The sequence below is a fragment of the Nocardiopsis sp. B62 genome (assembly GCF_018070675.1).
Classification (GTDB): Bacteria; Actinomycetota; Actinomycetes; order Streptosporangiales; family Streptosporangiaceae; genus Nocardiopsis; species Nocardiopsis prasina.
Genome location: NZ_JAGPXK010000004.1, coordinates 33,150 through 59,004 on the forward strand (window position 1 = coordinate 33,150; position 25,855 = coordinate 59,004).

Sequence of the window (25,855 nt, forward strand, 5' to 3'; positions counted from 1 at the left end):
GGCCGTTCTCGTTCGGGGACTGGGGGCTGCCGGTCGGCCCCGGGCCAGGCCGGTCGGGGTTCGGGGTCACGGGCGCTCCACCAGCAGCGCGGTCCCCTGCCCCACTCCCACGCACAGGGTGGCCAGGCCGCGCCGGGCGTCCTCACGCTCCATGCGGTTCATGAGTGTGACCACCAGTCGGGCGCCGGAGGAGCCGAGCGGATGACCGAGCGCGATCGCGCCGCCGTCGGCGTTCACCCGGGACTCGTCGAGGTCCAGCTGGCGCATCACCCCGAGGGACTGGGCGGCGAAGGCCTCGTTGAGCTCGACCGCGCCGACCTCGTCGAGCGCCCATCCGGCCCGGCCCAGGACCTTGCGGGTGGCCGGAACCGGACCGAGCCCCATGACCTGCGGGTCCACCCCGGCCGAGGCGGAGGCGACGACGCGGGCACGCGGGGTCAGGCCGTACCGGCGCACGGCCTCGGCGCTGGCCAGGACCAGCGCGGAGGCGCCGTCGGAGAGCGAGGAGGAGTTGCCCGCGGTGACGATGCCGCCCTGTCGGAAGACCGGGCGGAGCTTGGCCAGGCTCTCCATGGTGGAGCCGGGGCGGGGCCCCTCGTCCTCGGTGACCTCGTGGGTCTGACCCTTGCGGCCGTGCACGGTGACGGGGACGATCTCGTTCGCGAACCGGCCCGCCTGGGCGGCTGACACGGCCCGCTCGTGGCTGCGCAGGGCGAAGGCGTCGCACTCCTCGCGGGTGAGGCCCTCCAGTGTGGCGACCTCCTCGGCGGTCTCCCCCATCGACAGCGTGTAGCGCAGCTCCTCGGGGGTGGCCTCCGATGCGACCTCGGCGTCGGCGGCCGCGAAGCGGGGGTTGGTGAAGCGCCAGCCCAGGGAGGTGTCGGCGACCTCGCCCGGCTTGGCCCAGGGGGTGCCGGGCTTGGCCATCACCCAGGGGGCGCGGGTCATCGACTCCACGCCACCGGCGACCACGAGGTCGGCCTCGCCCGCACGGATCGCCTGAGCGGCCGAGGCGACGGCGGTCAGCCCGCTGGCGCACAGGCGGTTGACCGTGTAGCCGGGGACCGTGGAGGGCAGCCCGGCCAGCAGGACCGCCATCCGGGCGACGTTGCGGTTGTCCTCACCGGCCTGGTTGGCGGCACCGAGGATCACCTCGTCCACGTCCTCGCCCGGGACCCCGGCACGGCGGACCGCCTCGGCCACCACCCGGGCGGCGAGGTCGTCGGGGCGAACGGCCGCGAGGGCGCCCCCGTAACGGCCCTGAGGGGTGCGCACCCCGTCGACCACGTAGACGTCGCTCACGAACGGCCTCCCTTGTTGACTGCGGTGGCGTGTGCCACCGTCCTGTGTGAACTCTTCAACACGTCTCCTTGACACAGCCACGCGGAGACTGAATAAATGCATTAGTAACCGAACGTTCGGTCAGTAAGCAAGTCGGTCCCCACCGCGGACCGACGAAGACCCACCTCAGAGCGGTTGGACCGCCAGAAAGTGTGCCGCGGCTTCGCACGGCGGGCCCCGCCTCCTCCTCAGGGACGGCCGACCGAGCCCGGCCCGGCGGAAACACCGTGCACAGTACCCGGAGAGGCCCATGGCAAGCCAGGACACCACCACGCAGTCGGCCGGCACCGCTCTCCAGAGGCGCCTCGGGCGGGCCCCGGAGCCCGAGTCGCTGGACGCCGCCGAGCGCATGAGTGTCGACGAGCTGCGCTCCCTCCAGTTCGAGCGTCTGCGCTGGACCCTGGAGCACGCCTACACGAACGTGCCCCTGTACCGGCGCAAGTTCGACGAGGCCGGGGTACGCCCCGAGGACCTCAGGTCGCTGGAGGACATCGCCCTCTTCCCGCACACCACCAAGGCCGACCTGCGCGACAACTACCCGTTCGGGATGTTCGCGGTGCCACAGGAGCAGGTCAGCCGCATCCACGCCTCCAGCGGCACCACCGGCAAGCCCACCGTGGTCGGCTACACGCGCGAGGACATCGACACCTGGGCCACCGTCGTGGCGCGCTCGATCCGCGCCGCCGGCGGACGCCCCGGCCACAAGGTCCACGTCTCCTACGGCTACGGCCTGTTCACCGGCGGGCTCGGCGCCCACTACGGCGCGGAGAAGCTGGGCTGCACCGTCATCCCCGCGTCCGGCGGCCAGACCGCCAAGCAGGTCCAGCTCATCCAGGACTTCCGGCCCGAGATCATCATGATCACCCCGAGCTACATGCTGACCCTGCTCGACGAGTTCGAGCGCCAGGGCATCGACCCGCGCACGACCTCGCTCAAGGTGGGGATCTTCGGCGCCGAGCCGTGGACCGAGCGGATGCGCCTGGAGATCGAGGAGCGCTTCGACATCAACGCCGTGGACATCTACGGCCTCTCCGAGGTGATGGGCCCGGGCGTGGCCAACGAGTGTGTGGAGACCAAGGACGGCCTGCACGTGTGGGAGGACCACTTCTTCCCCGAGGTGCTCGACCCCGTCACCCAGGACGTGCTACCGGATGGGGAGAACGGCGAGCTGGTCTTCACCTCGCTCACCAAGCAGGCCATGCCGATCATCCGCTACCGCACCCGCGACCTGACCACACTGCGCCCGGGCACCGCCCGCCCGATGCGACGCATGGACAAGATCACCGGCCGCAGCGACGACATGATCATCCTGCGCGGGGTCAACGTCTTCCCGACCCAGATCGAGGAGATCGTGCTGGGTCTGGACGGACTCGCCCCGCACTTCCAGTTGGTGCTCACCAAGGAGGGTCGCCTGGACCGCATGTCCGTGCGCGTCGAGGCCGCGCCGGACTGCACCACCGACCGGCGCACCACCCTGAGCCGGGAGATCACCGCGACGATCAAGGACCGCGTCGGTGTGAGCGTCACCGTGGACGTGGTCGACCCCGAGCAGATCGAGCGTTCGGTGGGCAAGTTCCGCCGCATCATCGACCAGCGCCCCAGGGAGTAGCGGCCTCGCCCCGCGCCGGGCTCCCGGCGCGGGGCCGCAGGACCTCGGAGACCCAGGAGCTCCGGAGCAACAGCGAGCCGGGCCCCTCGGCAATGGCCCCCGTTCTTCGGGTGCCAGGTCACGACGCCACGGCCGCGCGGGTGCCGGACCCATCCCCACCGTCCCCGCACGGGTGCCGGACACTCCGAAGTGGATGCCTCGGAACGCTGCCAGTCCAACGTCCCCGCGCGGGTGCCGGACACGACGAACGGCGGCCCGGCTCGCAGGCCCCTCCCCACCGTTCCCGCGCGGGGTACAGGACACCGGCCGGGAAGCTCCGTCGGGCACCCGGAACAGCGGTGCTGCGGGCACCCCCAGCACCCCCAGCACCCCCAGCACCCCCAGCACCCCCAGCACCCGACGAGGATGCCGCGCCACTCGATGAGGGGTCCCGTGCCCGGCGGCCTACGGGGTGGCGGCGGAGCGGTAGTCCCGGGGACTGGTCCCCAGCAGGCGCGCGAACACCGCAGAGAACGCCGCCGGGCTGTCGTAGCCGAGATCCGAGGCGACCCGCGCGACCGCCTCACCCCGAGCCAGTTCGGGAAGGGAACGCAGCACACAGGCCCGCTGCCGCCATCGCGCGAACCCCATCCCGGTCTCCGCCCGGAACAGCCGGTTCACCGTGCGCTCACTCACGTGCAGTCGTCCCGCCCACCGGGCCAGCGGATCGTGGACGCGCGGAGCCTCCAGGAACTCCTCGCACAGGGCGCGCAGCCCCTCGTGGCGCGGCAGGGGCAGGTCCAACGGCAGCGGCGCCAGCCCCCGGAGCTCGTGGAGGAGGAGATCAACCAGGGCGGCGTCCCGACCGTGGCGTTCGTGTCGGGGCTCGATGTCCACCGCCGCCAACAGCAGCGCGCGCAGCAGCGCGGACACCTCCACCACCTGGCATCGGGCGGGGAACCACGGCACCGCCGACGGTTCCACGTACAGGCTGCGGGTGCTGACCCCCTCCATCGTGACCTCGTGGTCGGTCCCGGCGGGCACGAGCACCGCCCGTTGCGGCGGCACGGTCCACGCGCCGTCGTCGGTCACCACCCGCATCACCCCGGTGGCGCCGTAGAGGAACTGTGCACGCCGGTGCCGGTGTCGGGCCAGCAGGAACCCGGGCGGGTAGTCAGTGCCGATGGCCAGCACCGGTCGGTCGATGTGGTCGACTTCGGACACGGGGACGTTGCGCACGGACCGACGCTATCTTGTCTGTTACACGATCATTCGTGTCCTTTCATCGAATGCACGCCAACCCCACACCTCCCTACCGTGGTGCGGGTGCTCTCCTCGATCCTCGTTCTCCTGGCCCTGGGCTGTCTGACCGGCGTCACCACGGTCGTGTTCGGCTTCGGCGGCGGCTTCGTGACCGTTCCGGTCGTCTACGCGGTCACCCTGGCCCGCGCCGAACCGGGCGTCGATGCCATGGCCGTGGCCGTGGCCACCTCCACGGCGGTCATGGTGGTCAACTCCCTGAGCGCCACCTGGGCCCAGTACCGTGCCGGGCGCCTGCGCCGCGAACACCTGTGGCCCCTGGCCGCCCCCATCGGAATCGGCTCGGCCATCGGGGCGCTGGCCGCCACGATGGCGGGCGGCGCGGTCCAACACGCCCTGTTCGTGGTCTACCTGGCGGTGACCATCGCCGACAGCCTCCTGCGTCGGGGGTTCCTGACGGCCTCACCGGGCACCTCGCCACGGGTCCCGCGCCTGGGAGTCACCCGGACAGTGGGGCTGGGCATCGGCGCCGTCACCGGCTTCCTGGGGGTGGGCGGCAGCGTCATGACCGTGCCGCTGCTGCGCCGACGCGGGCTGCCCATGAGTGAGGCCACCGCGATGGCCAACCCGCTCACGGTGCCGGTCGCGCTCGCCGGGACGCTGGTCTACGCGCTGTGGGGAACCGGCGGCGCCGGAGCCGACCAGGGGCACCTGGGTTCGGTGGACCTGGTGGCCGGGGCCCTGTTGCTGGCCGGGTCGCTGCCCACCATCGCCCTGGTCCGCCGCCACGTCGGCCGGATCCCCGACCGCGCGCACGCCGTGTCGTACGTGCTCCTGCTCGCCGTGGTGCTGGTGGTGTTCCTGGTGCTGTGAGGGAGCACCGCGTTCGCGACACCTGTGGCAGGAGTCAGCGCCGTGGGCAGGCGCGACAGGATCACCCCCGAACACCATGCCCGTCGCGGACCGGCTGGCCCCACACCGCGTGGACGCTGCCCGTTGGGGCGGGAGCGTCGGCTCTGCCGGGATTCGGGGAGCGCTCTCCCACTCAAGAGTGGAAGGGCGGTCCCCACCCACACTTGCTACGACAGCGCCCATGCACCGTGATCGCGAGTACATACGTGCGCCACCCCTGGAAAGCGGGGGCGCTCCCCCGCCCGAGTACAGGAAGGCGCTCCCGGGACGTGGCGCGCGGCCGCGCCGAGACCGCCGCGCAGGTGGGCGGTGGCGAAGCGCAGCACGTCCCCGGCGCTGGCCAGGACGGTGCCAGCCGGGCCCATGGATCGGGGTATCCCCCACACAGGAGCGATCTCCGGGCGGGCAGTCCCCGCACGTGGCCGACCGCCGCACCGTACAGCATGGCCTCCTCCGGCAGGGTGCGGTCACGGGTCATTCCCAAGGGGCGAAGGGTGTCGCCCTCCACACCGGACCCGACCCGCAGGAGGCCGAGCTGGGCCCGGGACCCCGTGGAGTTCGCAGAGGGCGGCCAGCCGCACGCGCCAGTGGTCGGTGTCGATCGGTGCGCGCGGCTGGCTGGTCCCCCCCCCCCCCCCCCCCCCGGGGGGTGAGGCTGGGGCGGATGCCGGTTCGGCCGGGGCGGTCAGGCCTTGCGGGCCACGCCGCCGTACTCGGCGACCGGGCGGAGCGTACCCACCTCGGTCGGCCCCGGCCGCCAGAGCGAGCAGGACACCAGACCCGGCTCCAGCAGCTCCAGGCCGTCGAAGAGCCCCTTGATCTCCGCCGCCGTGCGGATGGTGATCTTGGGGGTGCCCTTCTCGTTCCACGCGGCGGCCACCTGGTGGGCGCGCTCGTGGTCGATGTCGTCGGTGGGATGGGAGACCACCAGGTAGCTGCCGGGGGCGAGCGCGTCCAGCAGCCGGTCCATGATCGAGCGCACCTCGGCGTCGTCGGCCACGAAGTTCACCACGCCCAGCAGCATCAGGGCCACCGGCTGGTCGAGGTCCAGGGTCTTGGCGGCCGTGGCCAGGATGGAGTCCGGGTCGCGCAGGTCGGCGTCGACGTAGTCGGTCACGCCCTGGTCGGTGCCGGTGAGCAGGGCACGGGCGTGGGTGAGCACCAGCGGGTCGTTGTCCACGTAGACCACACGGGCGTCGGGTGCGATCGACTGCGCGACCTCGTGGGTGTTGTTGTGGGTGGGCAGTCCGGTACCGACGTCCAGGAACTGCCGGATCCCTTCCTCCTGTGCCAGGTAGGTGACAGTACGGACGAGGAAGGCACGGTCCGCGATCGCGTTGTCGACGATCTCAGGGAAGAACGAACGGATCTGTTCGCCCATCTCCCGGTCGACGGGGTAGTTGTCCTTGCCGCCCAGCCAGTAGTTCCAGATCCTGGCGTTGTGCGGGACGGTGGTGTCGATCCTGGGTTCGGTGTTCTCGGGGGGCACGGGTCCTGCTCTCCACTGCCGGGCCCGGCCGGTGCCGGGCGGGGTACGGGACCAGCTAAACGGACGCGGGGCGTGCCCGGCAAGAACCATAGGCCCTGGTTTGTAGGGAAATCAGTGTTTTGTTGCCCCGGGTCGCCCCACGCGCCCTCTGAGACGGTCTCGTACGAGCGACGGCCCCCGAAATCCGTTCGTGGTGCCCACCCCGGCCCCGATAGGTTGCGACCACGATCCACCGAACCGGGAGGCTCAGGTGAAGCACTCCAGTGAGGAGTTCGCCCGTATCGCCGCACAGGGCACCGTCCTGCGCTGTCAGGTCGGCTCCGTCGTCCACGGCCTCAACCTCGACGGCCAGAACGACCGCGACGAGATGGGCATCTGCGTCGAGCCGCCCGAGTACGTCGTCGGTCTGCGCGCCTTCGAGCAGTACATCCTCCGCGACCAGGGTGAACACGTCCGCTCGGGCCCCGGCGACCTTGACCTGACCGTCTACTCACTGCGCAAGTGGACCCGCCTGGCCCTGGAGGGAAACCCCACCGTCCTGCTGCCGCTCTTCGTCCCAGAGGACGAGATCACCACCCTCACACCCATCGGCGTCGACCTGCGGGCCAACGGCCACCGCTTCCTGTCCCGCCGCGCGGGAGAGCGCTTCCTGGGCTACCTGCGTGCCCAGCGGGACCGCATGGCCGGCACCCGGGGCGGAAGACACACCAACCGCCCCGAACTGGTGGAGCGGCACGGTTTCGACACCAAGTACGCCTACCACATGGTCCGGCTGGGCCTCCAGGGCGTCGAGCTGATGGAGACCGGCGACATCACCCTGCCCATGCCCGAACCCGACCGGGGTTGGCTGCTGGCCCTGCGCCGGGGAGAGCGCTCCCGTGACGAGGCCCTGGAGCGCGCGGGGGAACTGGAGAACCGTCTGGAGGAGCTGTGCCGGACCTCCCACCTGCCCGAAGGCCCCGACTCCGACTGGGCCGACCGCTGGCTGGTCGGGACCTACCAGCGGTTCTGGAACGAGAGCTGAACCACGCTGGTCAGAGCGGGCACCCGACGCGGCGACCTCGCGACGGCGAGATAGGGTTGTGGACCGAAGAGGTAACATGCCGCGCCCGAAACCACGGGTGTCCCGGTGTGCCGGGCGCCGGGGGAACGGCACGCGGTGCCCGGGGGACGACACAGTGAAGGAAACACCATGGTCGGAACCGTCGCGTTCGTGCTCATGATCGTCAGCCTGTCCATGATGATCATCTCCGGTCTCATCGCGGCCGTCGTCAAGACCCGCTAGGAGCGGACGCCCCAGCACCGGGTCGACGGGCGCACGTGTGCGCCCGTCACCCGTCTCCTCCGCCCAGCGCGAGAGGAAGGGGGGATGCCAACGTGGCCGCCGCGTGGCAGGGTGAAAGCGGCCCGATCCCAGGGCCGCACCCCCCGCTCCCGAAGGACCCCCATGCTCACCCTCCCCTCCGCCGCCACGGCTGTCCCCCGACGCACCGGACCGGTCCTGGCTGCCCTCCTCCTCACCGGTTCACTCCTGTCCGTGCTCGCCCCCGCCGCTCCGGCCGCCGCCGAACAGGGCCCGTCGGTCGCGCGCACCGCCTGGATGGGGCAGATCCCCGACGACACGAGCCTGTCGGCGCTGTCCATCCCCGGCACCCACGACACCGGCGCCTGGACCGGCTCCGTGTGGTCGCGCACGCAGGACCTCACCCTCACCGAACAGCTCGACTCCGGGGTGCGTTTCCTCGACGTGCGCACCCGCCACTACCGGGACGCCTTCCCCATCCACCATGGTGTCGAGTACCTGAACCTGAACTTCACCGACGTGGTGACCGACATCGGCGACTTCCTAGACGAGAACCCCTCAGAGACCGTGCTCATGCGGATGAAGAAGGAGCACACCGAGGAGGAGAACACCCGGTCCTACGAACAGACCCTGGACCACTACGTCGAGGAGAACCCGGACACCCGGGACATCCTGACCGAACGCCTGTGGGCGCCGGAACAGGGCGTGGACCGCGTGCCGGACCTCGGCGAGGTCCGCGGCCGCATCGTCATCGTGCAGGACTTCTCCGCTTCCCGGGACTACGGCGTCCACTGGAACGGGTCCTCCCTGGACATCCAGGACGACTACCGGGTGCCCACGCTCTTCGACATCCCCGCCAAGTGGGAGAAGGCCCGCGCCCACTTCGAGCGGACCGCCTCGGGCGCAGACGACGTCCTTTACGTCAACCACCTCAGCGGCAGCGGAGCCCCCTTCGCGAACCCGCGCGAGGTCGCCCTGGGCGGGTTGGGCATCCGGGGTGTGAACCCCCGCGCCGTCGACCACCTGCGCCCCGTGGAGGCGCCCCGCACGGGTGTGGTGGTCATGGACTTCCCCAGCCAGGAACTGACCGACCTCGTCATCGCCCACAACCCCGGCTGAGCCGTTCGCGGAGGGGCAGTGGGTGGAGGGGGCAGTGGTGGGCGTCAAAGCTCCGCTGCCCCTGCCCGCTGCCCTCTCCGATCGAAGCCCCGCTCGGAGGCTCGGCGCCCACAGCACGTGGCCCGACAGCAGAGCGCGCAAGGTGCGCTCGAAGGCAGCCGGGGTGGAATTCGTCCCTGCTGGGTGGTGGCGGCCAGCACCTCCACTGAAGCGGTCGGTTCGGCCCCCGCCCGGTCGTCATAGGCAGGCGGGTCGTCGGCCGACCGGTCACACCGCCCCCGGCTGGGGCTGACCCCGGGTGGCAGCAGTGCGGCCCGGGGGGGGCGACGCACCCTGCCCCAGAAGGAAACGGGTACGAAGGGGCGGCCGGTGCGGATCACCCGTCCACCGCGTTCCGCACCGGCGCTCACGCGTTGCGCGCGGGTCCAGAGTACGGACTCCGGCATGTCCCGGGTGGGTGAATCCGGCAAGTTCTCCGCGACGATGCGACGCGGAACGGAACCCACCTTTATGTCGTAGATTTCCGATTTGACCCCTTCTCCATCGAACCGTTCGCCCACCCGGTCACCATGGCTGAACCCCCGCACCTGGGAGTGCGCGGCGTCAGCTTCGCCTCGAGCGACCGGCTCGTGGCCCTGTGGCCTACGGGCTCGCGGCTCAGGTGATCCCGGTCGAACGCGCGGCGATGGGATGGTAGGCACGCTCCAGCCCCTCAAGGGCGTCCGTGACCATGGCACCGAGGCTGTTCCGGATGTGGGAGCGCACCAGGTCGGCCGCGGCCGCACCGTCGCCGACGATCACGAGCTCCAGGATCCTGTGGTGCTGGTTCAGGTCGATGGTGCGCGGCTCGGCACCAGCGGGCAGCTCGAGCCCGATCCGCCGGTACCGGTCGGCCTTGTCCCACAGGTCGTCCAGCAGTCTGATCATCACCTTGTTGTGGGAAGCGGCGTAGATCGACCGGTGGAAGGCCCGATGCGTCGCGATGGCCTCCTCACCCCAGGTGCGGGTGACCGGCAGCAACTGGTCGGCCGCCGCCCTCATCGTGGCGATCTCCTCCTCCGTCCTGCGCAGGGCGGCGAGCTCGGTGGCCGAGGGTTCCAGCGAGAAGCGGACCTCCAGCAGTTCGCGAGCCTCGGAGGCGCTCATGGGCGCCACGCGCACGTCGCGGTGGGCGTCCATCACGACCCACTCCTCGCTGACCAGTCGCCGGATCGCCTCCCGCAGAGGGGTGATGCTCATCCCCAGTTCCTCGGCCAGTTCGTACTGCGACAGGCGTGATCCCGGGGCGAGCTCGCCGGAGGTGATGCGGCGGCGCAGTTCGGTGTAGGCCAGCCCGCCCTTGCTGGAGAAGGTCCTCGCGCTGGCCATCATGACCTCTCTCACAGAATCCTCAGTCACGGGCTTGTGACCCCCGTCTCACTCAGCATAGACTCCGCCGTACTTATAAGGGTCTTATAAGACATCGTTCGACAGGAGGAAGTCTATGAGAATCGTTTCCGCCCACGCCGGCACCATCCCGATCAGCTCGTCGATGCGCAACGCCTACATCGACTTCAGCAAGATGGACTGCACGATCCTGGCGCTGGTCAGTGACGTGGTGGTCGACGGCAAACCGCTGGTGGGCTACGGCTTCAACTCCAACGGCCGTTACAACGCCACGGCCATCCTGAACGAGCGGATGCTGCCGCGGTTGCGCGACGCCACGCCCGAGGAGCTGCTGGACGAGAACGGTGAACTCTCACCCGCCCGGGCTTGGGAGGTCATGATGCGCAACGAGAAGCCCGGTGGACACGGAGAACGCTCCGTCGCCGTCGGTGTGGTGGACATGGCGCTGCACGACCTCGCCGCCAAGGCAGCGGGCGTGCCGCTGTACCGGTGGATCTCCGATCACTACGGTGACGGCGAACCCGATCAGGACGTCTTCGTCTACGCCGCTGGCGGCTACTACGCACCCGGCAAGACCCTGAGTGACCTGCAGGACGAGATGCGGGGCTTCCTCGACGCCGGGTACGAGATCGTCAAGATGAAGATCGGCGGCGCCGACCTGACTGAGGACCTCAAGCGCATCGAGGCGGTCATCGACGTCCTGGGCGGTGACGGATCCCGCCTGATGGTGGACGTCAACGGCAAGTTCGACCTACGGACGGCGCTGGACTACGGCCAGGCCATCGAGCAGTACGGCCTCTTCTGGTACGAGGAGGTCGGCGACCCCCTGGACTACGGTCTGAACGCGACGCTGTCGGAGAACTACCGCCATCCCATCGCGACCGGCGAGAACCTCTTCTCGTTGCAGGACGCCCGGAACCTGATCCGCTATGGCGGGATGCGCCCGGACCGCGACTTCATCCAGGTCGACCCCGCGCTGAGCTACGGACTGACGGAGTACCGCCGGGTCCTGGCCATGCTCGCCCAGCACGGCTGGTCCTCCCGCCGGTGCGTCCCGCACGGCGGGCACCAGTTCTCGCTGCACATCGCCGCGGCCCTCAAGCTCGGCGGCAACGAGTCCTACCCCGGTGAGTTCCAGCCCACGGGTGGCTTCACCGACGACGCGGTGATCGCCCGCGGGCGTGTGGCGCCGGGTGACCTCCCGGGCATCGGTCTCGAGGGCAAGGCGAGGTTCCACGAGGTCCTCCGGGGCCTGCACGTCTGACCTCCCAGACCCCGGCGGCTCCCAACCGACCGTGGGTACGGGAGTGCCCGCTCCCGCCATCGCACAGGGCCGCCCCGCCACGCGTGCGCGACCATCGAAGCAGCCATGCCGAGAAGGGGCTCCGGTCCCGCGACTGAAACGGGTTCTCCGTCCTCCCTCGCGGAGTACCCGAGGTCACGGTCCCCCCATGACCTGTTCGTCCGACTCCACCCGAACCGATCTGCGGCAAGTCGAGCCGAGCCGAAGACCAGAGAAGGTACAGCAATGGCAAACTCCTATCCGCAGTCCCTATGGGGCAACCTGTGGGACTCACACCGGCAGATCAAAGAGCTGCTGACGTTCTCGACGCGAAGGACGCCGCGGCGGACGGAGCGGGTGGCAGCGGCCACGGGCGAGGGCGGCGGCTCCGCCGAAGCCCGGGGCGAACGCCGGGGTCCGGAATCAGCCGAAGGGTCCGACGGGCCTGACGGGCCCCACGGGACCCAAGGGTCCGACCCCGGGTACACGCCCGCCCGGATCATCGGTCTGATCCTCGGACCGCTGCTGTTCGTGACGACGCTGCTCTTCTTCCACCCCGAGGGACTCTCCCCGGAGGGCAGGGCGGTCCTGGCCACCACCCTCTGGGTGGCGACGTGGTGGATCACCGAGGCGATCCCCATCCCGGTCACGTCCCTGCTTCCCATCGTGCTCCTGCCGCTGTCCGGCGCGCTGGACGGGGACGCCGTGGTCTCGGCCTATGGCAACGACATCATCTTCCTGTTCCTCGGGGGATTCTCGATCGCGATCGCCATGGAGAAATGGAACCTCCATCAGCGCATCGCCCTCACGATCGTCGCGGCGATCGGCACGAGCCCGCGCCGTATCATCCTCGGATTCATGGTCGCGACCGGATTCCTGTCGATGTGGGTCTCCAACACGGCCGCCACCATGATGATGATCCCGGTCGGCCTGGCCGTCGCCTATCAGGCCGCCCGTTCGCTGCGGGGCGGAGAGTTCGCCGACGACCTGTCGAAGTTCGAGAAGTCCATGGTCTTCGGCATCGGTTACGCGGCCACCATCGGCGGCCTCGGCACCCTGATCGGCACACCGCCACTGGCCATTCTCGCCGCGACCTCCGGGGAGCTCTTCGGCCAGACCATCTCGTTCGGCGGTTGGATGGTGTTCGGCGTTCCCATCGTCGTCGCCCTCCTGGCCTTCACGTGGTTCTACCTGACGAGCATCAAGTTCAGGGTCCGGTTCAAGCACCTTCCCGGCGGCCGGGAGATCATCCGGGAGGAGAAGAGGGCTCTCGGCGCAATGTCCGCGGAGGAGAAGGTCGTGCTCGGCGTCTTCCTCGGGGCGGCGTTCATGTGGGTGTCCCGGTCCTTCCTCTGGGAGGGCCTTCTTCCGGGGATCAGCGACGGAGTGATCGCGATCATCGCGACGGTGACCCTGTTCATGCTGCCGACTCGCGGTGGGAGGGACAAGAGGATCCTCCAGTGGGAGGACTCGAAGAGGATCCCGTGGGGAATCCTCCTGCTGTTCGGCGGCGGACTGGCCATCGCGGCCGGATTCGTCGACACCGGCCTCTCCTCGTGGATCGGCGAGCAACTGCGCATGCTCGACGGGGTCAGCGTGGTGCTGATCATCGTCATCGCCACCACCCTCGTGCTGCTCCTGACCGAGATCACCTCGAACGCCGCGACGGCGACGATGATCCTCCCGGTCATGGCCGCCTTCGCGATCTCGCTGAACATTCACCCGTACGCGCTGATGGTCCCCTGCGCGATGGCCGCGAACTGCGCGTTCATGCTCCCGGTGGGTACCCCGCCGAACGCCATCATGTTCGGCACCGGGAAACTGACCATCATCGAGATGGTCAAGGTCGGCTTCTGGCTGAACTGGGTCGCCCTCGCACTCATCGTCATGGGGGTCCTCTACATGCTGCCGTGGATGTGGGGCATCGACCTGATGTCCACTCCCCCCGCGTTCCAGTGACCGTCCACCCGGCCGCGCCCCTCGATCCACGCGGTCGTGACGCCCGTGGCACCGGTGGAGTCCGGGCAGACACTGTCTTCACCTCGCCGTGATAGGGGCACGGACGAACGCGACGAACACCCCTGAGGCCCACTCGAGCTGATCACGGGTCCGGTCCCATCGGCCGGACAGGTCTGCCCGAGGATGAGTCGCCGGGCTCTTCGGCCGGGCTCCGACCAGGTCGGCTTCCGGTCGACGGCGTGTACGGCGCCAGCGGTGGCCAGGCGCGGAGCCCCTGGTGGTACTGGCCTCTCCCCCACCAGGGGCTCCGGCCGAAGCCGCAGATCGTGGGCGCCGCCCCCGCGCGGAGCCGAGACCGTTGATGGTCCGGCGGGAGCGCGTCCGGGGCGCAGCGCCCGGTCGCCCGCCGGTGGCGTGGTCACTGCACGGACCAGCCGCCGTCGGAGGCCAGCACGACGCCGTTGACGTTGTCACTGTCGTCGCTGAGCAGCCACGTGATCGACGCGGCGAGCTTGTCCGCGTCGGCGACCTGCGGGATGAGGCTCATGAACGCGCCGATGCGGGCCTTGCCGAACTCCGACCCGAAGGTGCCGTCGATCCCCGTCGCCACCGGTCCCGGGGCAACCGCGTTGACTCTGACACCGTGCGGTCCGTACATGAACGCCGAGCTGCGCGTGATACCGACGACGGCGTGCTTGGAGGCCGTGTAGGCCACCCCGGCCGCGTTGCCGCGCAGCGCCGCCTCGGAAGCGACGTTGACGATCGAGCCCCGACCGGCGGCGAGCATGGCCGGGACCACGGCGCGCGAGAGCTTGAAGGTGCCGTCGACGTTGACAGCGAAGACCCGCTCCCAGGTCTGGTCGCTCACCTCGTGCAGGGGCGACATGTCGTCCATGATCCCGGCGACGTTGGCCAGGCCGTCGACGCGCTCCCCCGCCGCCTCGACGATCCTCGCCACGTCCTGGTCGCCGGTGATGTCGGCCGCGACGGGCACGACCGTGCCGTCGGGCGACGCGTCGACCAGGCTCTGGAGGCGGTCCTGCGCGATGTCCACGGCGACGACGCGCCCACCCTCGCGCACGATCCGCGCGGCGGTGGCGCGGCCGATCCCGGAGCCCGCCCCGGTGACCACGACCGTGCGCCCGGCGAAGCGCGCACCGGTAGTGGGCGCCTCGGGCTCGTCCGCCACGTCGGGGACGACCCCGCCGTTGGCGCGGAGCACGAGTTCGTCGACGAGCTCCTGCGGGAAGCGGTCCCCGGCGATCTCGACGAGCTTTGCCAGGGAGAGCTTGCCGACGGGGCGCAGCGCGTCGGCGTCCTGTCCCGACCCTTCCAGTAGTTCACGCAGGACCGGCCCTCCGGCGGGGTGGGCGAGCCACTCCTCCACGGTGTTCGCGGCGGTGACGGGTCCGTCGTTCGCGGTCATGTCTTCTCCTGTGTCTCGGCGCTTGCGGGGCCGGGCTGTCGTTTGGCGGACGTGGCTCTGGAGGCAGCGCACGGTCGAAGGGACGGCGGGCCGATCGAACGTCCACGCGGTACGTGGTGTTCAGGCTCCGCTGGTGACCGTGCGTGCGGGCGGGGTCGCTTCGGGCTCGGCCTCACCAGGCACGGGGGCGGCCACACGCTTGGGCAGGAAGGCCGCGACGACGAGGGCCGAGAGCGCTGCCAGAGCACCCATGCCCAGGATCAACACGAAGGCGTTCTGAGCGGGGAACACCTCACCGCCCGCGGTCATGGTCACGTTGGCGATGACGACCCCGGCCACGGCGCTGGCCACGGAGGTACCGATGGAGCGCATGAGGGTGTTGAGGCTGTTGGCCGCGGCCGTCTCGGACCGGGGCACGGCTCCCATGACCAGTGCGGGCATGGCGCCGTAGGCCAGGCCGACACCCGCGCCGATGACGGTGGAGGCGATCATGAGCTGCCAGACGCCGGACATGAGCAACAGGCTCAGGCCGTAGCCGAGACCGACCAGCAGGGCGCCGCACATCAGCGTGGTCTTTGGTCCCCTTGTCCGGGAGATGCGTGCCGAGAGCGGGGACATCGCCATCATGACCAGACCGTTCGGGGCCATCACCAGCCCCGCGACCAGGATCGTCTGACCGAACCCGTAACCGGTGACCTCCGGTAGCTGGAGGAGCTGCGGAATGACCAGGGACATGGCGAACATGGAGAACCCGAACACGAGGGAGGCGATGTTCGTGAGCAGGACCTGACGGCGCACGCTGGTGCGCAGGTCGACCAGCGGGTGGGGAACGCGCAGCTCCCACCAGCCCCACACCAGGAGCACCACCGCCGCGGCGGCGAGCATGGCACCCGGTACACCGCTGCCCCAGCCCCAGTCCGAGCCCTTGGAGATCGCCAGCAGCAGAAGGAGAAGGGCGACGGACAGCCCCAGCGAACCGATCAGATCGAAGGTCCCCCCACTACGAACCCCGGAATCGGGAACCAGGGTGCGGACCAGGACGGCTCCCGCTGCTGCCAGCACGGCGGCCGCCCAGAAGAGCAGGTGCCAGTCGGCCACCTGCGCGACGAGCGCGGCGGCGGGCAGGCCGAGCGCGCCGCCCACACCGAGGGACGCGCTCATCAGGGCGGTCGCCCCGCCGAGGCGCTCGGGTGGCAGTTCGTCGCGCATGATGCTGATGCCCAGCGGGATGACCCCGGCCGCCAGCCCCTGGAGGGCGCGCCCCACGACCATCGGTACCAGGCTGCTGGCGAGCGCGCAGGTCAGCGATCCCACCACGAGGACCGCCAGGCTGAACAGGAGCATGCGGCGTTTGCCGTACATGTCGCCCAGGCGTCCCACGGTGGGGGTGGCGACCGCGGCGGCGAGCAGGGTGGCGGTGATCGCCCACGCCGTGTCCCCGGGGGTGGCTCCCAGCAGGCCGGGCAGGACCGGAACGAGGGGAATGACCAGGGTCTGCATGAGCGAGACGACGATGCCACAGAAGGCCAGGACACAGACGATCACGTTCGGCCTGGCACGAGACCGCTCGACCGGTGGACTGGCATGCACATGAGTCATCGAGCAGGAACCCCCGTGTTCGGACACGCGAAAGCGCCGACATTTAAGTCAGGCGCTTGACTTACGATAACAGTACGCACACGGCGGTTCCACGCCGGACGACGAGTGAGGACCCGACACCACCATGCGGAACGCGGACCGATCCGGCGACGGCCCGATCAGGCGTCGGCCACCCACGCCCCAGGGGGTGTACGCGGTCCACAACCCGGCGCGGCCCCTGAACGCAGGCGGATCCCCGAGGTCGGTGCAGCTGAGGGGTCGCGCGGGGCGGATGTCGGTACCGTGGTCGGCATGAGTGACAGGGTGGCGAGGTCGGAGCGGGTCGCGGCTACACGGGAGACGATCCTGCTGACCGCCGAGCGGTTGTTCGCCGAGCACGGTGTGGCCGGCGTGTCCAACCGTCAGATCAGCCAGGAGGCGGGCCAGGGCAACAACACGGCGGTCTCCTACCACTTCGGCTCCAAGGAGGGGCTGGTGCGCGCGATCGTGCGCCAGCACACCGAGCAGATCGAGGGCGCGCGGGGCAGGATGGTGGCGCGGATCGACGGCTCGAACGAGGTCAGGGACTGGGTGGGATGCACGGTCGAGCCCCTGGCCCTACACCTGGAGGACCTGGGCTCACCCTCCTGGTACGGGCGCTTCAGCGCCCAGGTCCTGGCGGATCCGGTCTACCGGGAGATCGCGGCGAGCGAGGCCCTGGACTCACCCTCGCTCGCTCGGGCGGGGGAAGAGCTGCGCAGGTGCCTTCCCGACCTGCCGACGGAGGTTCGACTGGAACGCCAGGCGATGACCCGCCAGCTCATCGTGCACACCATCGCTGAGCGGGAGCAGGCCGTGGCAGCGGGCAACACCACCTCGTGGAGCTCCTGGTCCCGGACCGCGGTTGGCCTGACTGACGCGCTCACCGGCCTGTGGACTGCTCCGGTCACCCGCGTCCTGGTCTGATTCCTCCGGCGCGAACCACGCGCCCCCGCCGACCGCGTGGTGGTGCGCCGACGCTCCCGGGGCCACGGCTGGTCAGGCGACCCGGACGCCAAGACCGACGGGAGTTCGTCTCGCCACCCGGATCAAGAGTGGGGCCCGGCACCGTGCGCGACTCGCTGTTCATCCTGGACGCCCTGCATGCCCGGGACGGTGGCCCCAAACCGGCCGGTCGACGGGTAATACGCGCGGCGCCCGGTCGGTTCAGGCTTCGGGGATCTCGATGCTTGCCGTTTCGAGCGTGAGATCGGCCGGTTCGGGGCCGCCCCGCACTCCCCGGTCGAGTGCGTTGATCGAGGCGAGCTCCTCGGCGGTGAGCTCGAAGTCGAAGACGTCGAAGTTCTCCTGGATCCGGTGCGGCTTGACGGACTTGGGGATTGCGGAGCGGCCCTGCTGCAGGTGCCAGCGCAGCATCACCTGGGCCGGGGTCTTGGCGTGCGCGGAGGCGATCTGCGCGATGGTGGGGTCGTCCATGACGTTGATGCGGTCCTCGCCCCAGCCCGGGTAGAACGTGATGCCGCCAATCGGGGACCACGCCTGGGTGAGCACTCCGTGGGCGGCGTCGGCCCGCTGGACGTCGGGCTGGGTGAAGTAGGGGTGCAGCTCGCTCTGGTTGAGGGCGGGTACGACGTCGGTCCGGGCGATCAGGCGCTCCAGGTGCTCGGGGGCGAAGTTGCTGACGCCGATCGCGCGGACCCTGCCCTGGTCCAGGAGCTTCTCCAGGGCCTGGTAGGCGTCGACGGTCAGGTCGAACCGGGACGGGAAGGGCTGGTGCAGGATGAACAGGTCGATCACGTCGAGGCCGAGCTTGCCGGCGCCCTTGTCGAAGGCGTGCAGGGTCGCGTCGTAGCCGAAGTCGTCGAGCCAGACCTTGGTCTCGACGAAGTACTCCTCGCGCGCCAGACCCGACTGGCGCAGGGCCTGGCCGACCTCGCGTTCGTTGCCGTAGCTGGCCGCGGTGTCGATGAGCCGGTACCCGGTCTCGAGCGCCGTGGTGACCGCGCTGACGGTCTCCTCGGGAGGGGACTGGAAGACGCCGAGCCCGAGGGCGGGCATCTCGATACCGTTGTTGAGCGTGATGGTGTGCATGTCCTCGACCTTAGGAAGTTGACGGATGGTCAGGCAGGGCGTGTCAGTACCCCGTCTGGCAAAAACCCCTTCACGGTTGGGTGGCGAAGCTGCGGCTGAACCCCTGCCCTGAGCGAACGAGGTCGCGTGCGCCGTCCAACCGGGTGTTCTCATAGCGTGCGAGTGCACCTGGGACCGTCGCCGAATCCGCGGCGGCGAGTTCGCGGGAGAGCCAGGCCGCGTCTTGGAGCGAGGCGGCGAAACCGCTGCCCGTCATCGGGGTGGGCACGTGTGCGGCGTTGCCCACGATCGCCAGGCGCCCGGCGGCCAGGCGTCGCGGGACGTACTCGGCGATCGGGACGCCGGTCACCTCCCGGCGGTCGATGCTGTCGATGATCGCTTCCGCCCAGGGAGAGGGCCAGTGCCGTCGCGCCTGCAGGACCAGTTCGCGGTAGACGGGATCGAGGATGGCGGAGGCTCGCAGGGAGTGCCGCACCACACGGCCCGCGACGCTCCCCGTGGAGCGCATCAGGTCGTTGCGGGTGGCGTCGTACCAGGCCCAGCCCAGAGTGCGTCCGCCCTCGTGCGGCATCGGGTACCCGAGCAGGTAGTGCGGTCCGCTCGCCTCGATGAACAAACCCGGCGCCGTGCGCGGCACCCCGCGCAGGGACGCCTCCTCGGTCTGGCCGATCCACAGCGCGTAGCCGGCGTAGGAGGCGTCGGGGTGCTCGGGCACGAGTGTGCGGCGCACGAGACTGCGGTGGCCGTCGGCTCCCACCACGAGGTCGGCGGCGAAGGTGCGGCCGCCGTCTGTGTCGGCCCAGGCAGAGTGCTCATTCTGGTTAATGGCGGTCACACGCGTGCTGTGGTGCAAGGAGACGAGCGGCTCGTCCTCGACCGCCCGGCGCAGCCCTTCGCGCAGGACCGTCCACGGCATGGGGTCCGCCGCCCGGCGGCCCCGCCCGCGGGGGTTCGCCGTTCCCAGGGCCGTGCGGGCGTGGCGGTCTCCGATGACGGGTGCGAGTTCGGCGAAGGCGGCCGACAGGGCGCCGCCGGTGCGGAGGGCCGGGCCGCTGCGTTCGAGCACCTGGGCGCGGCAGCCGACCAGGGCCAGGGCCAGGGCCGTGGTCAGCCCGGCCAGGGAACCGCCCACGACGACGGCCCGCGGCCGGTCGTGGTGGCGGGGTTCGGACATGGGTGTCCCCTTTCCTCGGGACCCGGGCCGACCGGCCTGGAGCAGGTCGGCCCGCGGTGAAGACGCTCAGGCCTCGTCGATGGTCAGGTCGATCACCAGGGGCGTGACGTCGACGGGCTCGGGGCCGCCCCGGCGGCCGGTGTCCAGCTCGGCGATCGCGGCGAGGTCGTCGGCACCGAGCTCGAAGCCGAAGACGTCGATGTTCTGGGCGATGTGGGCGGGGTCGATCGACTTGGGGATGACCACGCGCCCCTGCTGCAGATGCCAGCGCAGAACCACCTGGGCGGCGGACCTACCGTGACGTGCGGCGATGGCGCCGATGATGTCGTTGGCCAGCGGGTCCAGCTCCGGGTCGGGTTCGGGGCTGTTGGCGTTGAACCCGCACAGCGGCGACCAGGACTGCGTGATGATGCCGTGTCGCGTGTTCAGGGCCTGCAGGTCGCGCTGCTGGAAGAAGGGGTGCAGCTCGACCTGGTTGACGGCCGGTACGATCCCGGTGCGCTCGACGAAGCCGTCGAGCGTCTGGGCCGTGTGGTTGCTGACACCGATCGCCCGCACCCGCCCCTCGGCGAGCAGCCGCTCGGCGGCCCGGTAGGCGTCCAGGGTGCGCTCGGCACGCGCCGGGTAGGGCCAGTGGATCAGCCACAGGTCGAGGTAGTCGGTTCCGAGTTTGGCCAGGCTCGTGTCGAAGGCGCGCAGGGCGCTGTCGTAGCCGTGGTCGGTCATCCACAGCTTGGTGGTGAGGAAGACGTCCTCGCGCGAGACCCCGGAAGCGCGGATCCCCTCGCCGACGCCGCGCTCGTTGAAGTAGGCGGCCGCGGTGTCGACCAGTCGGTAGCCGCCCTGCAGTGCCGTGCGCACCGCACCGGCGGTGGCCTCCCCGGCGGCGTAGGTGCCCATGCCGAGCACGGGCATCCGGACACCGTTGTTCAAGGTGATGTGGGTGTTCATCGGGAAATCCTTCTCCGTGTCGTTGAGCGGTCGTCGTGTTCAGGCGCGCGTGGTCTGGCGCCCCTCCTGGGCGGCGGGCTGTTGTTCTCGCGTGGCGCGTCGCAGCACACCGCCCACACCAGCGAGCAGCAGCAGGGCCGCCACGGCCGAGGCCGCTCCGAGCACGGGCACGGCTCCCACCCCCGCGGAGTCGACCACCACGCCTCCGAGCGCGGCGCCGACGGCCATCCCGGCCTGGCACAGGACCACACCGATGCCCATGACGGTCTCCGGGGCGCGGTGTCCCACGTGCAGCAGCACCTGTTGGTAGATCAGGACGGCCCCTGAGAACCCGACGCCCCAGCACGCGAGCAGGACCAGGACCACCACGAGGTTTCCGATACCGAAGGCCATCGCTACCAGCGCGGCGGCCATGACGAGCGGCATCGCCACCAGCGCGGCGATGCGCGACCTCGCGGCGATGCGGGTCGTGAGCCACACCCCGAGCAGGCCCGCGGTGCCGAAGACGAACAGGGCGCCGCTGACCACCAGGGGTGGTGCGCCGAGCGCGAGCAGGTAGGGGTCGATGTAGGTGATGACACCGAGGTAGCCGAGCATGACCAGCGCCCAGGCGCCGCCGATGCGCGCAACGCCCGGCAGCCGCAGTGCGCGCAGGACCGGGACTCGGGGCCCGTCCTGGGAACGCATGGGCGGGAGCGTGGCCCACAGCAGCACGGCGCACAGCAGTGCCATGGCAGCGGCCGCGTAGAAGGTGGCCTGCCATCCCAGGGTCGTCCCCACCAGGGAGGTGAGTGGGGCGCCCACGGCGATACCGACGGTGTTGGCGCCCACGACCACGGCCAGCGCACGCCCGCGCTGGTCGGGACGGACCAGGCGCACTGCGACCGCGGGGCTCAGGGCCATCAGCAGGCCGTGTGCGCCGCCGGCGACGAAGCGCGCAAGGAGTGCGGGCGCGAGGTCGGTGGACAGCGCGACGAGGACGTTGGCGGCGACGAACACCAGCAGGGTGGCCGTCAGCGCGGTTCTGCGGGTGAATCGCAGGGCCCAGGTCGTCAAGGGCAGGACGAGCACGGCGTTGCCCAGTGCGTACAGGGCCATCAGCGACCCGGCCGAGGCCACGCTCGCGTCCAGGTCGGGGGCCATCCGCGTGAGCAGCCCGGCGGGGCTCAGCTCGACGGCCAGGGCAAGGAAGCCCGCACTCGCCAGCACGAACAGCGCCAGCCAGGCGGTGAACGTGGAACGGACCCCGCTTTCGCCAGCGGGAGACGGTGATGAAGAGGATGTGGTGGACACAGCAGTCGTGTGCTTTCCGATCGACGGATGCTTTCGTGCGTTGCACGCTCATCCAGCACACTGCACTTTGCGTCCCTCCGGCAGGGCGGGTCCAAACGGGGGTCTGCCAGACCCCCCTCTCACCAAGACCCTGGTCAGAGGCGTTTTCAGGGGCGTATCGTCACGCCCATGGACCTACCCACCGAACTGCGCGACTTCCTCGTCTCGCGACGCGCGAGGCTGACACCGGAAGCCGCCGGAATCCAGCCGTTCGCCGGGAAGCGCCGCGTCCCCGGGCTGCGCCGCGAGGAGACCGCCTTCTTGGCCGGAGTGAGCGTGGAGTACTACACCAAGTTCGAACGCGGCAAGGTCAAAGGCGCCTCGGAGGAGGTCGTCGACGCCATCGCCCGGGCCCTGCAGCTCAACGAGATCGAACACGAGCACCTGCGCAACCTCGCCCAGGGCACCCGGCGACGGACCCGACAGTCGCACGCCCCGTCCGCCCGCCGCGTGCCCGCAGGAGTACAGAGTGTCCTGGACGCCCTCACCGTCCCCGCGTTCGTGCAGAACGAGCGTTTGGACATCCTCGCCGCGAACGCGCTGGGACGCGCCCTCTACCCGGTGGAAGGCGGGAACAAGTCAAACCTGTTCAACTCCTCCCGGTTCCTCTTCCTGGACCCCCGATCGCACGACTTCTTCCGCGATCGCGGGCTGGTCGTGCGCAACAACGTCGCGCTCCTGCACGCCGCCGCGGTGAAGAACCCCAACGACGAGAGCCTCATCGAGCTGATCGGCGAGCTGTCCACCAAGAGCGCCGAGTTCCGCCAGGCGTGGGCCGACCAGGACGTGCTGCGGTACCGCGTGGGCCCCAAGCGCTACCTGCACCCACTCGTGGGCGAGGTCGACTTCACTTACGAGACCTTCACCATGCCCGCCTACCCCGGGCTGACCATGCTCGTCTACAACGTCGAGCCCCAGTCCGCGACAGCCGAGGCACTACGGCTCCTGGGAAGCTGGACCGCACCGAACCCCGACAGGCAGGAAGCGGAGCCCGACACCGCGGACGACTACGCGGACACCGATCACGACGAGGCGGTCGAGAGGCGAAAGAGGCCCTGACAGGAAGATCTACGAGGTGGGAACCACCGCGCCGGTCGACGTGGTCCTGGTCGCCGAGCTGATGGGGCACGCCGACCTCCACACCACCCGCCGCTACACCCTGCCCACCGACGCCGACGAGACCCGCGCGCTGAAGGCGCTCACCATCGACCGGTGAGCCCGTGAGGGTCTACCGCCAAATCCTGTAGCAATCCTCCTCGACCCCGTGTCCTGGGATGCCGACCCACTGACCCGACATCCTGCTGTTGCGACCGTTCACCAGCGCGGGGAGCGGGAGCAGACGCGAGTGGCGCCCCCGCCAACCAGCCCGGCACAGGCCCGCCTGGGTGACCCACCGTGACCGGCGCCCCGGTTCCTGATCGGCCTCCCACTGACGAGCGAGGGACGGCAGCGTGCGCGATCTCGAAGAGGTGAGCGCCTGTGGGACTCCCTCCGCCGACCGAGGGAGCGCACGCTCTCTTGACACACAGCCTGTTTGTAAAGCTATACTTTACATGTGCAAGAACGATTGACTGATGCGTTGCGCGCTTTGAAGACGCGCATGGATGCGTTCCTCGCCTCACGTGTCCTGAACCGGGACGAGGACTGGGCCGGATCGATAGCCGGTGCCGTGAGCATGCAAACGGCCGCCGACGACGTCGTGCGCGCTGTCGTGCAACAGGCGCGCCAGCACGGCGCCACGTGGCAGGTCATCGGCGACGCTCTCGGCGTGAGCAGGCAGGCGGCGTTTCAGCGCTATGGCAAACCGATCGACCCCAGAACAGGAGAACCCATGAACACCACACCACTCCCCGGTGTCGTGGAACTGGCCGCCACGGTGATCGAGAACCTCGCCTCCGGGCAGTGGGCGCGGGTCACCGAGCAGCTCGATCCGGCCATGCGTGACGGCCTCTCGGAGGACGCGCTCGCGGCCGCCTGGGCACAGCTCGTCGGCCTGTCGGGAGCCTTCGAGAGTCGTGGGGAGCCAGAGGTCACCCGAGCCGGCGACCTGACGATCACGAACACGCCGCTCGCGTTCGAGGCGGGCGACTACACGGCACGGATCGCGTTCCGCGACGACCGCACCATCACCGGTCTGCACATCCTCGAAGGACAGACGTCGTGACCATCCAATCCCCGGACGGCTCGAAGCCGCCTACCACCCGAGGCGAACCCCGCATGAACGGGCACGACCTGCGTTCCATCGGTGTGTTCACCATCCTGGCGTTCGCGCTCGCCTGGCTCCTCGCACTCCCGCTCTGGCTCGGTGACGGACTCGCCAGCCCGTGGTTCACGCTCGTGGCCACCGCCACGATGATGACCCCCGCGATCGCCGCCCTCGTCGTGGTGTTCTTCGTGGAGCGGCCGCGACAGAAGGCCTGGGCACTCGGGCTGTGGCCGCTCAGACCCGTTCGCAGGGTGCTCGGCTACGGGGTGCTGGGGATCTTCGTGTCCATCGCACTGGTCCTGGTGGCGCTCCCGGTCGGTGCGCTGCTGGGGGTCTATCCGGCCGACTTCGCGAACTTCTCCGCGTTCCAGCAGGTCCTCGACGAGCAGACGGGAGCCGCCGAGATCCCGATACCGATCGGAGCGCTCATCGTCCTCCAGTTGGTCACGCTTCCCCTCGCGGCGTTGATCAACCTCGTTCCCGCGCTGGGTGAGGAGCTCGGGTGGCGAGGGTGGCTGCTCCCGAAGCTGATGCCGCTGGGAACGCTCCCGGCGCTGCTGGTCTCCGGCGTGATCTGGGGCCTGTGGCACGCTCCGCTCATCCTGCTGGGTTACAACTACCCCGACGCACCGGGCTGGCTCGGCCTGAGCGCGATGGTCGCCATGTGCGTTCTGGTCGGCGTGGTCTTTGGCTGGCTTCGGCTCCGATCGGGATCCGTGTGGCCCGCGGCCCTGGCTCACGCCGCGTTCAACGGGGCGGGTGCGACCTTTCTTCTCTTCGCCAGGGCGGGTGAGCACGTCGACACCACGCAGGCGACGATCCTGGGCTGGAGCGGGTGGATCGTGCCGCTGGTGCTCGTGGTGGTCCTCATCGCCACAGGGCAGTTCGCTTCCGCGAAGCACCCGTCCACCCCGCCGCCGAAGAAGGAGCGTGCCCCTGAACGCCCGGCCGCGGAACACGTGGCCAGTGAGTAGGTGGCCGGTGAGTGGTCGGAGCGCAGTCCCGGGACCGTCACACAGGAGTGTGAGAGTGCTTCGGTCCACAGTCCGCAGGCGCTCAAGCAGCCGATCCGAACACGTGGCCCCGGTGGACCCCCGGAGCCACGAGTTTCCTCGGGTGCGTCGGCAGGCATGAGTGGCGTGAGCGACGAGGGCATCGACCTGGGCCAGCATCGCGGCTGCGGGCAGTTCCATCGCCACGGCCTTCACGGGCGCTCGCAGCTCTTCGGTGGCTGGCGGGCTCGTCCGAGTTCGTGTTGTCAGGCGCTGTGCCGGGTGGGGCGACCAACAGACCCAGGCACTGCTCTTCGAACGGGCAGGTCCGGGGCAGGTCCGGATCGCGGCCACCCGCTCGGTTCCCTCGAAGATCGCGGCCCCTTGTCCTAACGGGTCGCGGCCGTCCGGTTCTGCTTGAGCGGGTTGATCCGCCGCACCACGGTCACGGTGGGCCACCCGGTCG

General features: G+C 70.1%; 21 protein-coding genes. 11 read left to right on the forward strand and 10 right to left on the reverse strand.

Going from position 1 to position 25,855, the window contains the following annotated elements; genetic code table 11:
* Positions 1 to 66: 66 nt before the first annotated feature.
* Positions 67 to 1,302, reverse strand: coding sequence for a thiolase family protein (locus KBX21_RS05970; RefSeq protein ID WP_210841272.1), 1,236 nt, complete (start codon positions 1,300 to 1,302; stop codon positions 67 to 69).
* Positions 1,303 to 1,591: 289 nt separating this feature from the next.
* Here KBX21_RS05970 and paaK point away from each other — a divergent pair, with 289 nt between their 5' ends.
* The gene (paaK, locus tag KBX21_RS05975; RefSeq protein WP_210841273.1) at positions 1,592 to 2,950 is read left to right on the forward strand and encodes a phenylacetate--CoA ligase PaaK; all 1,359 of its coding nucleotides are present in this window, start codon (positions 1,592 to 1,594) and stop codon (positions 2,948 to 2,950) included.
* 444 nt (positions 2,951 to 3,394) lie between these two features.
* Here paaK and KBX21_RS05980 read toward each other — a convergent pair whose 3' ends face one another.
* Complete coding sequence (locus KBX21_RS05980; protein WP_210841274.1) at positions 3,395 to 4,168, reverse strand: helix-turn-helix transcriptional regulator; 774 nt, start codon at positions 4,166 to 4,168, stop codon at positions 3,395 to 3,397.
* Between the two features lie 87 nt (positions 4,169 to 4,255).
* On the opposite strand from KBX21_RS05980, the gene KBX21_RS05985 reads away from it, so the two are divergent.
* Positions 4,256 to 5,062 carry a sulfite exporter TauE/SafE family protein gene (locus tag KBX21_RS05985; protein ID WP_210841275.1) on the forward strand — a complete coding sequence of 269 codons (807 nt, stop codon included), beginning with the start codon at positions 4,256 to 4,258 and terminating at the stop codon, positions 5,060 to 5,062.
* A 724-nt stretch (positions 5,063 to 5,786) separates the two neighbouring features.
* Here the strand turns inward: KBX21_RS05985 and KBX21_RS05990 are convergent.
* On the reverse strand, positions 5,787 to 6,590 hold the full coding sequence (locus KBX21_RS05990; RefSeq protein ID WP_210841276.1) for an SAM-dependent methyltransferase: 804 nt from the start codon (positions 6,588 to 6,590) through the stop codon (positions 5,787 to 5,789).
* 250 nt (positions 6,591 to 6,840) lie between these two features.
* Between KBX21_RS05990 and KBX21_RS05995 the strand changes: the two genes are divergently transcribed.
* Both KBX21_RS05995 and KBX21_RS06000 read left to right on the forward strand, forming a co-directional pair.
* Positions 6,841 to 7,614 carry a DNA polymerase beta superfamily protein gene (locus tag KBX21_RS05995; RefSeq protein ID WP_049569024.1) on the forward strand — a complete coding sequence of 258 codons (774 nt, stop codon included), beginning with the start codon at positions 6,841 to 6,843 and terminating at the stop codon, positions 7,612 to 7,614.
* Positions 7,615 to 8,037: 423 nt separating this feature from the next.
* Positions 8,038 to 9,012, forward strand: a complete 975-nt coding sequence (locus KBX21_RS06000) for a phosphatidylinositol-specific phospholipase C (RefSeq protein WP_210841277.1) — start codon at positions 8,038 to 8,040, stop codon at positions 9,010 to 9,012.
* Positions 9,013 to 9,669: 657 nt separating this feature from the next.
* On the opposite strand, the gene KBX21_RS06005 is transcribed toward KBX21_RS06000, so the two are convergent.
* A complete protein-coding gene (locus tag KBX21_RS06005; protein WP_049575406.1) occupies positions 9,670 to 10,380 on the reverse strand; it encodes a GntR family transcriptional regulator in 711 nt (236 codons plus the stop codon).
* 115 nt (positions 10,381 to 10,495) lie between these two features.
* Here KBX21_RS06005 and KBX21_RS06010 point away from each other — a divergent pair, with 115 nt between their 5' ends.
* Both KBX21_RS06010 and KBX21_RS06015 read left to right on the forward strand, forming a co-directional pair.
* Complete coding sequence (locus KBX21_RS06010; protein ID WP_049575305.1) at positions 10,496 to 11,662, forward strand: enolase C-terminal domain-like protein; 1,167 nt, start codon at positions 10,496 to 10,498, stop codon at positions 11,660 to 11,662.
* Between the two features lie 264 nt (positions 11,663 to 11,926).
* Positions 11,927 to 13,639, forward strand: a complete 1,713-nt coding sequence (locus tag KBX21_RS06015) for a DASS family sodium-coupled anion symporter (RefSeq protein ID WP_210841278.1) — start codon at positions 11,927 to 11,929, stop codon at positions 13,637 to 13,639.
* Between the two features lie 418 nt (positions 13,640 to 14,057).
* On the opposite strand, the gene KBX21_RS06020 is transcribed toward KBX21_RS06015, so the two are convergent.
* Together KBX21_RS06020 and KBX21_RS06025 are read right to left on the reverse strand one after the other, a co-directional pair.
* Positions 14,058 to 15,065 carry an SDR family NAD(P)-dependent oxidoreductase gene (locus tag KBX21_RS06020; RefSeq protein WP_049575315.1) on the reverse strand — a complete coding sequence of 336 codons (1,008 nt, stop codon included), beginning with the start codon at positions 15,063 to 15,065 and terminating at the stop codon, positions 14,058 to 14,060.
* Positions 15,066 to 15,185: 120 nt separating this feature from the next.
* Positions 15,186 to 16,664 carry an MFS transporter gene (locus tag KBX21_RS06025; RefSeq protein ID WP_247665323.1) on the reverse strand — a complete coding sequence of 493 codons (1,479 nt, stop codon included), beginning with the start codon at positions 16,662 to 16,664 and terminating at the stop codon, positions 15,186 to 15,188.
* A gap of 291 nt (positions 16,665 to 16,955) precedes the next feature.
* On the opposite strand from KBX21_RS06025, the gene KBX21_RS06030 reads away from it, so the two are divergent.
* Positions 16,956 to 17,609, forward strand: coding sequence for a TetR/AcrR family transcriptional regulator (locus KBX21_RS06030; RefSeq protein ID WP_049575322.1), 654 nt, complete (start codon positions 16,956 to 16,958; stop codon positions 17,607 to 17,609).
* Between the two features lie 240 nt (positions 17,610 to 17,849).
* Here KBX21_RS06030 and KBX21_RS06035 read toward each other — a convergent pair whose 3' ends face one another.
* The 4 genes from KBX21_RS06035 to KBX21_RS06050 all read right to left on the reverse strand — a co-directional run bounded on the left by KBX21_RS06035 (position 17,850) and on the right by KBX21_RS06050 (position 22,152).
* Complete coding sequence (locus KBX21_RS06035) at positions 17,850 to 18,734, reverse strand: aldo/keto reductase (RefSeq protein ID WP_210841279.1); 885 nt, start codon at positions 18,732 to 18,734, stop codon at positions 17,850 to 17,852.
* A gap of 70 nt (positions 18,735 to 18,804) precedes the next feature.
* The gene (locus KBX21_RS06040; protein WP_210841280.1) at positions 18,805 to 19,908 is read right to left on the reverse strand and encodes an FAD-dependent monooxygenase; all 1,104 of its coding nucleotides are present in this window, start codon (positions 19,906 to 19,908) and stop codon (positions 18,805 to 18,807) included.
* A 66-nt stretch (positions 19,909 to 19,974) separates the two neighbouring features.
* Positions 19,975 to 20,859, reverse strand: coding sequence for an aldo/keto reductase (locus KBX21_RS06045; RefSeq protein ID WP_210841281.1), 885 nt, complete (start codon positions 20,857 to 20,859; stop codon positions 19,975 to 19,977).
* Between the two features lie 39 nt (positions 20,860 to 20,898).
* Positions 20,899 to 22,152, reverse strand: a complete 1,254-nt coding sequence (locus tag KBX21_RS06050) for an MFS transporter (protein ID WP_210841282.1) — start codon at positions 22,150 to 22,152, stop codon at positions 20,899 to 20,901.
* A gap of 168 nt (positions 22,153 to 22,320) precedes the next feature.
* Here KBX21_RS06050 and KBX21_RS06055 point away from each other — a divergent pair, with 168 nt between their 5' ends.
* From KBX21_RS06055 to KBX21_RS06070, 4 genes are all read left to right on the forward strand, one after another.
* The gene (locus KBX21_RS06055) at positions 22,321 to 23,250 is read left to right on the forward strand and encodes a helix-turn-helix domain-containing protein (protein ID WP_049575341.1); all 930 of its coding nucleotides are present in this window, start codon (positions 22,321 to 22,323) and stop codon (positions 23,248 to 23,250) included.
* Positions 23,251 to 23,266: 16 nt separating this feature from the next.
* Positions 23,267 to 23,407: a hypothetical protein gene (locus KBX21_RS06060; protein ID WP_210841283.1), complete on the forward strand. Its 141-nt coding sequence runs from the start codon at positions 23,267 to 23,269 to the stop codon at positions 23,405 to 23,407.
* A 384-nt stretch (positions 23,408 to 23,791) separates the two neighbouring features.
* On the forward strand, positions 23,792 to 24,355 hold the full coding sequence (locus KBX21_RS06065; protein WP_210841423.1) for a DUF3887 domain-containing protein: 564 nt from the start codon (positions 23,792 to 23,794) through the stop codon (positions 24,353 to 24,355).
* A gap of 53 nt (positions 24,356 to 24,408) precedes the next feature.
* Positions 24,409 to 25,371, forward strand: coding sequence for a CPBP family intramembrane glutamic endopeptidase (locus KBX21_RS06070; RefSeq protein WP_210841284.1), 963 nt, complete (start codon positions 24,409 to 24,411; stop codon positions 25,369 to 25,371).
* Positions 25,372 to 25,855 lie beyond the last annotated feature (484 nt).

Excerpts from the sequence above, each read along its gene's own strand:
- KBX21_RS06045 (WP_210841281.1), bottom strand. The coding sequence starts at position 20,859 with ATGAACACCCACATCACCTTGAACAACGGTGTCCGGATGCCCGTGCTC.
- KBX21_RS06070 (WP_210841284.1), top strand. The coding sequence starts at position 24,409 with ATGAACGGGCACGACCTGCGTTCCATCGGTGTGTTCACCATCCTGGCG.
- KBX21_RS06005 (WP_049575406.1), bottom strand. The coding sequence starts at position 10,380 with ATGGCCAGCGCGAGGACCTTCTCCAGCAAGGGCGGGCTGGCCTACACC.
- KBX21_RS06000 (WP_210841277.1), top strand. The coding sequence starts at position 8,038 with ATGCTCACCCTCCCCTCCGCCGCCACGGCTGTCCCCCGACGCACCGGA.
- paaK (WP_210841273.1), top strand. The coding sequence starts at position 1,592 with ATGGCAAGCCAGGACACCACCACGCAGTCGGCCGGCACCGCTCTCCAG.
- KBX21_RS06040 (WP_210841280.1), bottom strand. The coding sequence starts at position 19,908 with ATGTCCGAACCCCGCCACCACGACCGGCCGCGGGCCGTCGTCGTGGGC.
- KBX21_RS06020 (WP_049575315.1), bottom strand. The coding sequence starts at position 15,065 with ATGACCGCGAACGACGGACCCGTCACCGCCGCGAACACCGTGGAGGAG.
- KBX21_RS06055 (WP_049575341.1), top strand. The coding sequence starts at position 22,321 with ATGGACCTACCCACCGAACTGCGCGACTTCCTCGTCTCGCGACGCGCG.
- KBX21_RS06015 (WP_210841278.1), top strand. The coding sequence starts at position 11,927 with ATGGCAAACTCCTATCCGCAGTCCCTATGGGGCAACCTGTGGGACTCA.
- KBX21_RS06030 (WP_049575322.1), top strand. The coding sequence starts at position 16,956 with ATGAGTGACAGGGTGGCGAGGTCGGAGCGGGTCGCGGCTACACGGGAG.
- KBX21_RS06065 (WP_210841423.1), top strand. The coding sequence starts at position 23,792 with ATGGATGCGTTCCTCGCCTCACGTGTCCTGAACCGGGACGAGGACTGG.
- KBX21_RS06025 (WP_247665323.1), bottom strand. The coding sequence starts at position 16,664 with ATGACTCATGTGCATGCCAGTCCACCGGTCGAGCGGTCTCGTGCCAGG.
- KBX21_RS06035 (WP_210841279.1), bottom strand. The coding sequence starts at position 18,734 with ATGCACACCATCACGCTCAACAACGGTATCGAGATGCCCGCCCTCGGG.
- KBX21_RS06010 (WP_049575305.1), top strand. The coding sequence starts at position 10,496 with ATGAGAATCGTTTCCGCCCACGCCGGCACCATCCCGATCAGCTCGTCG.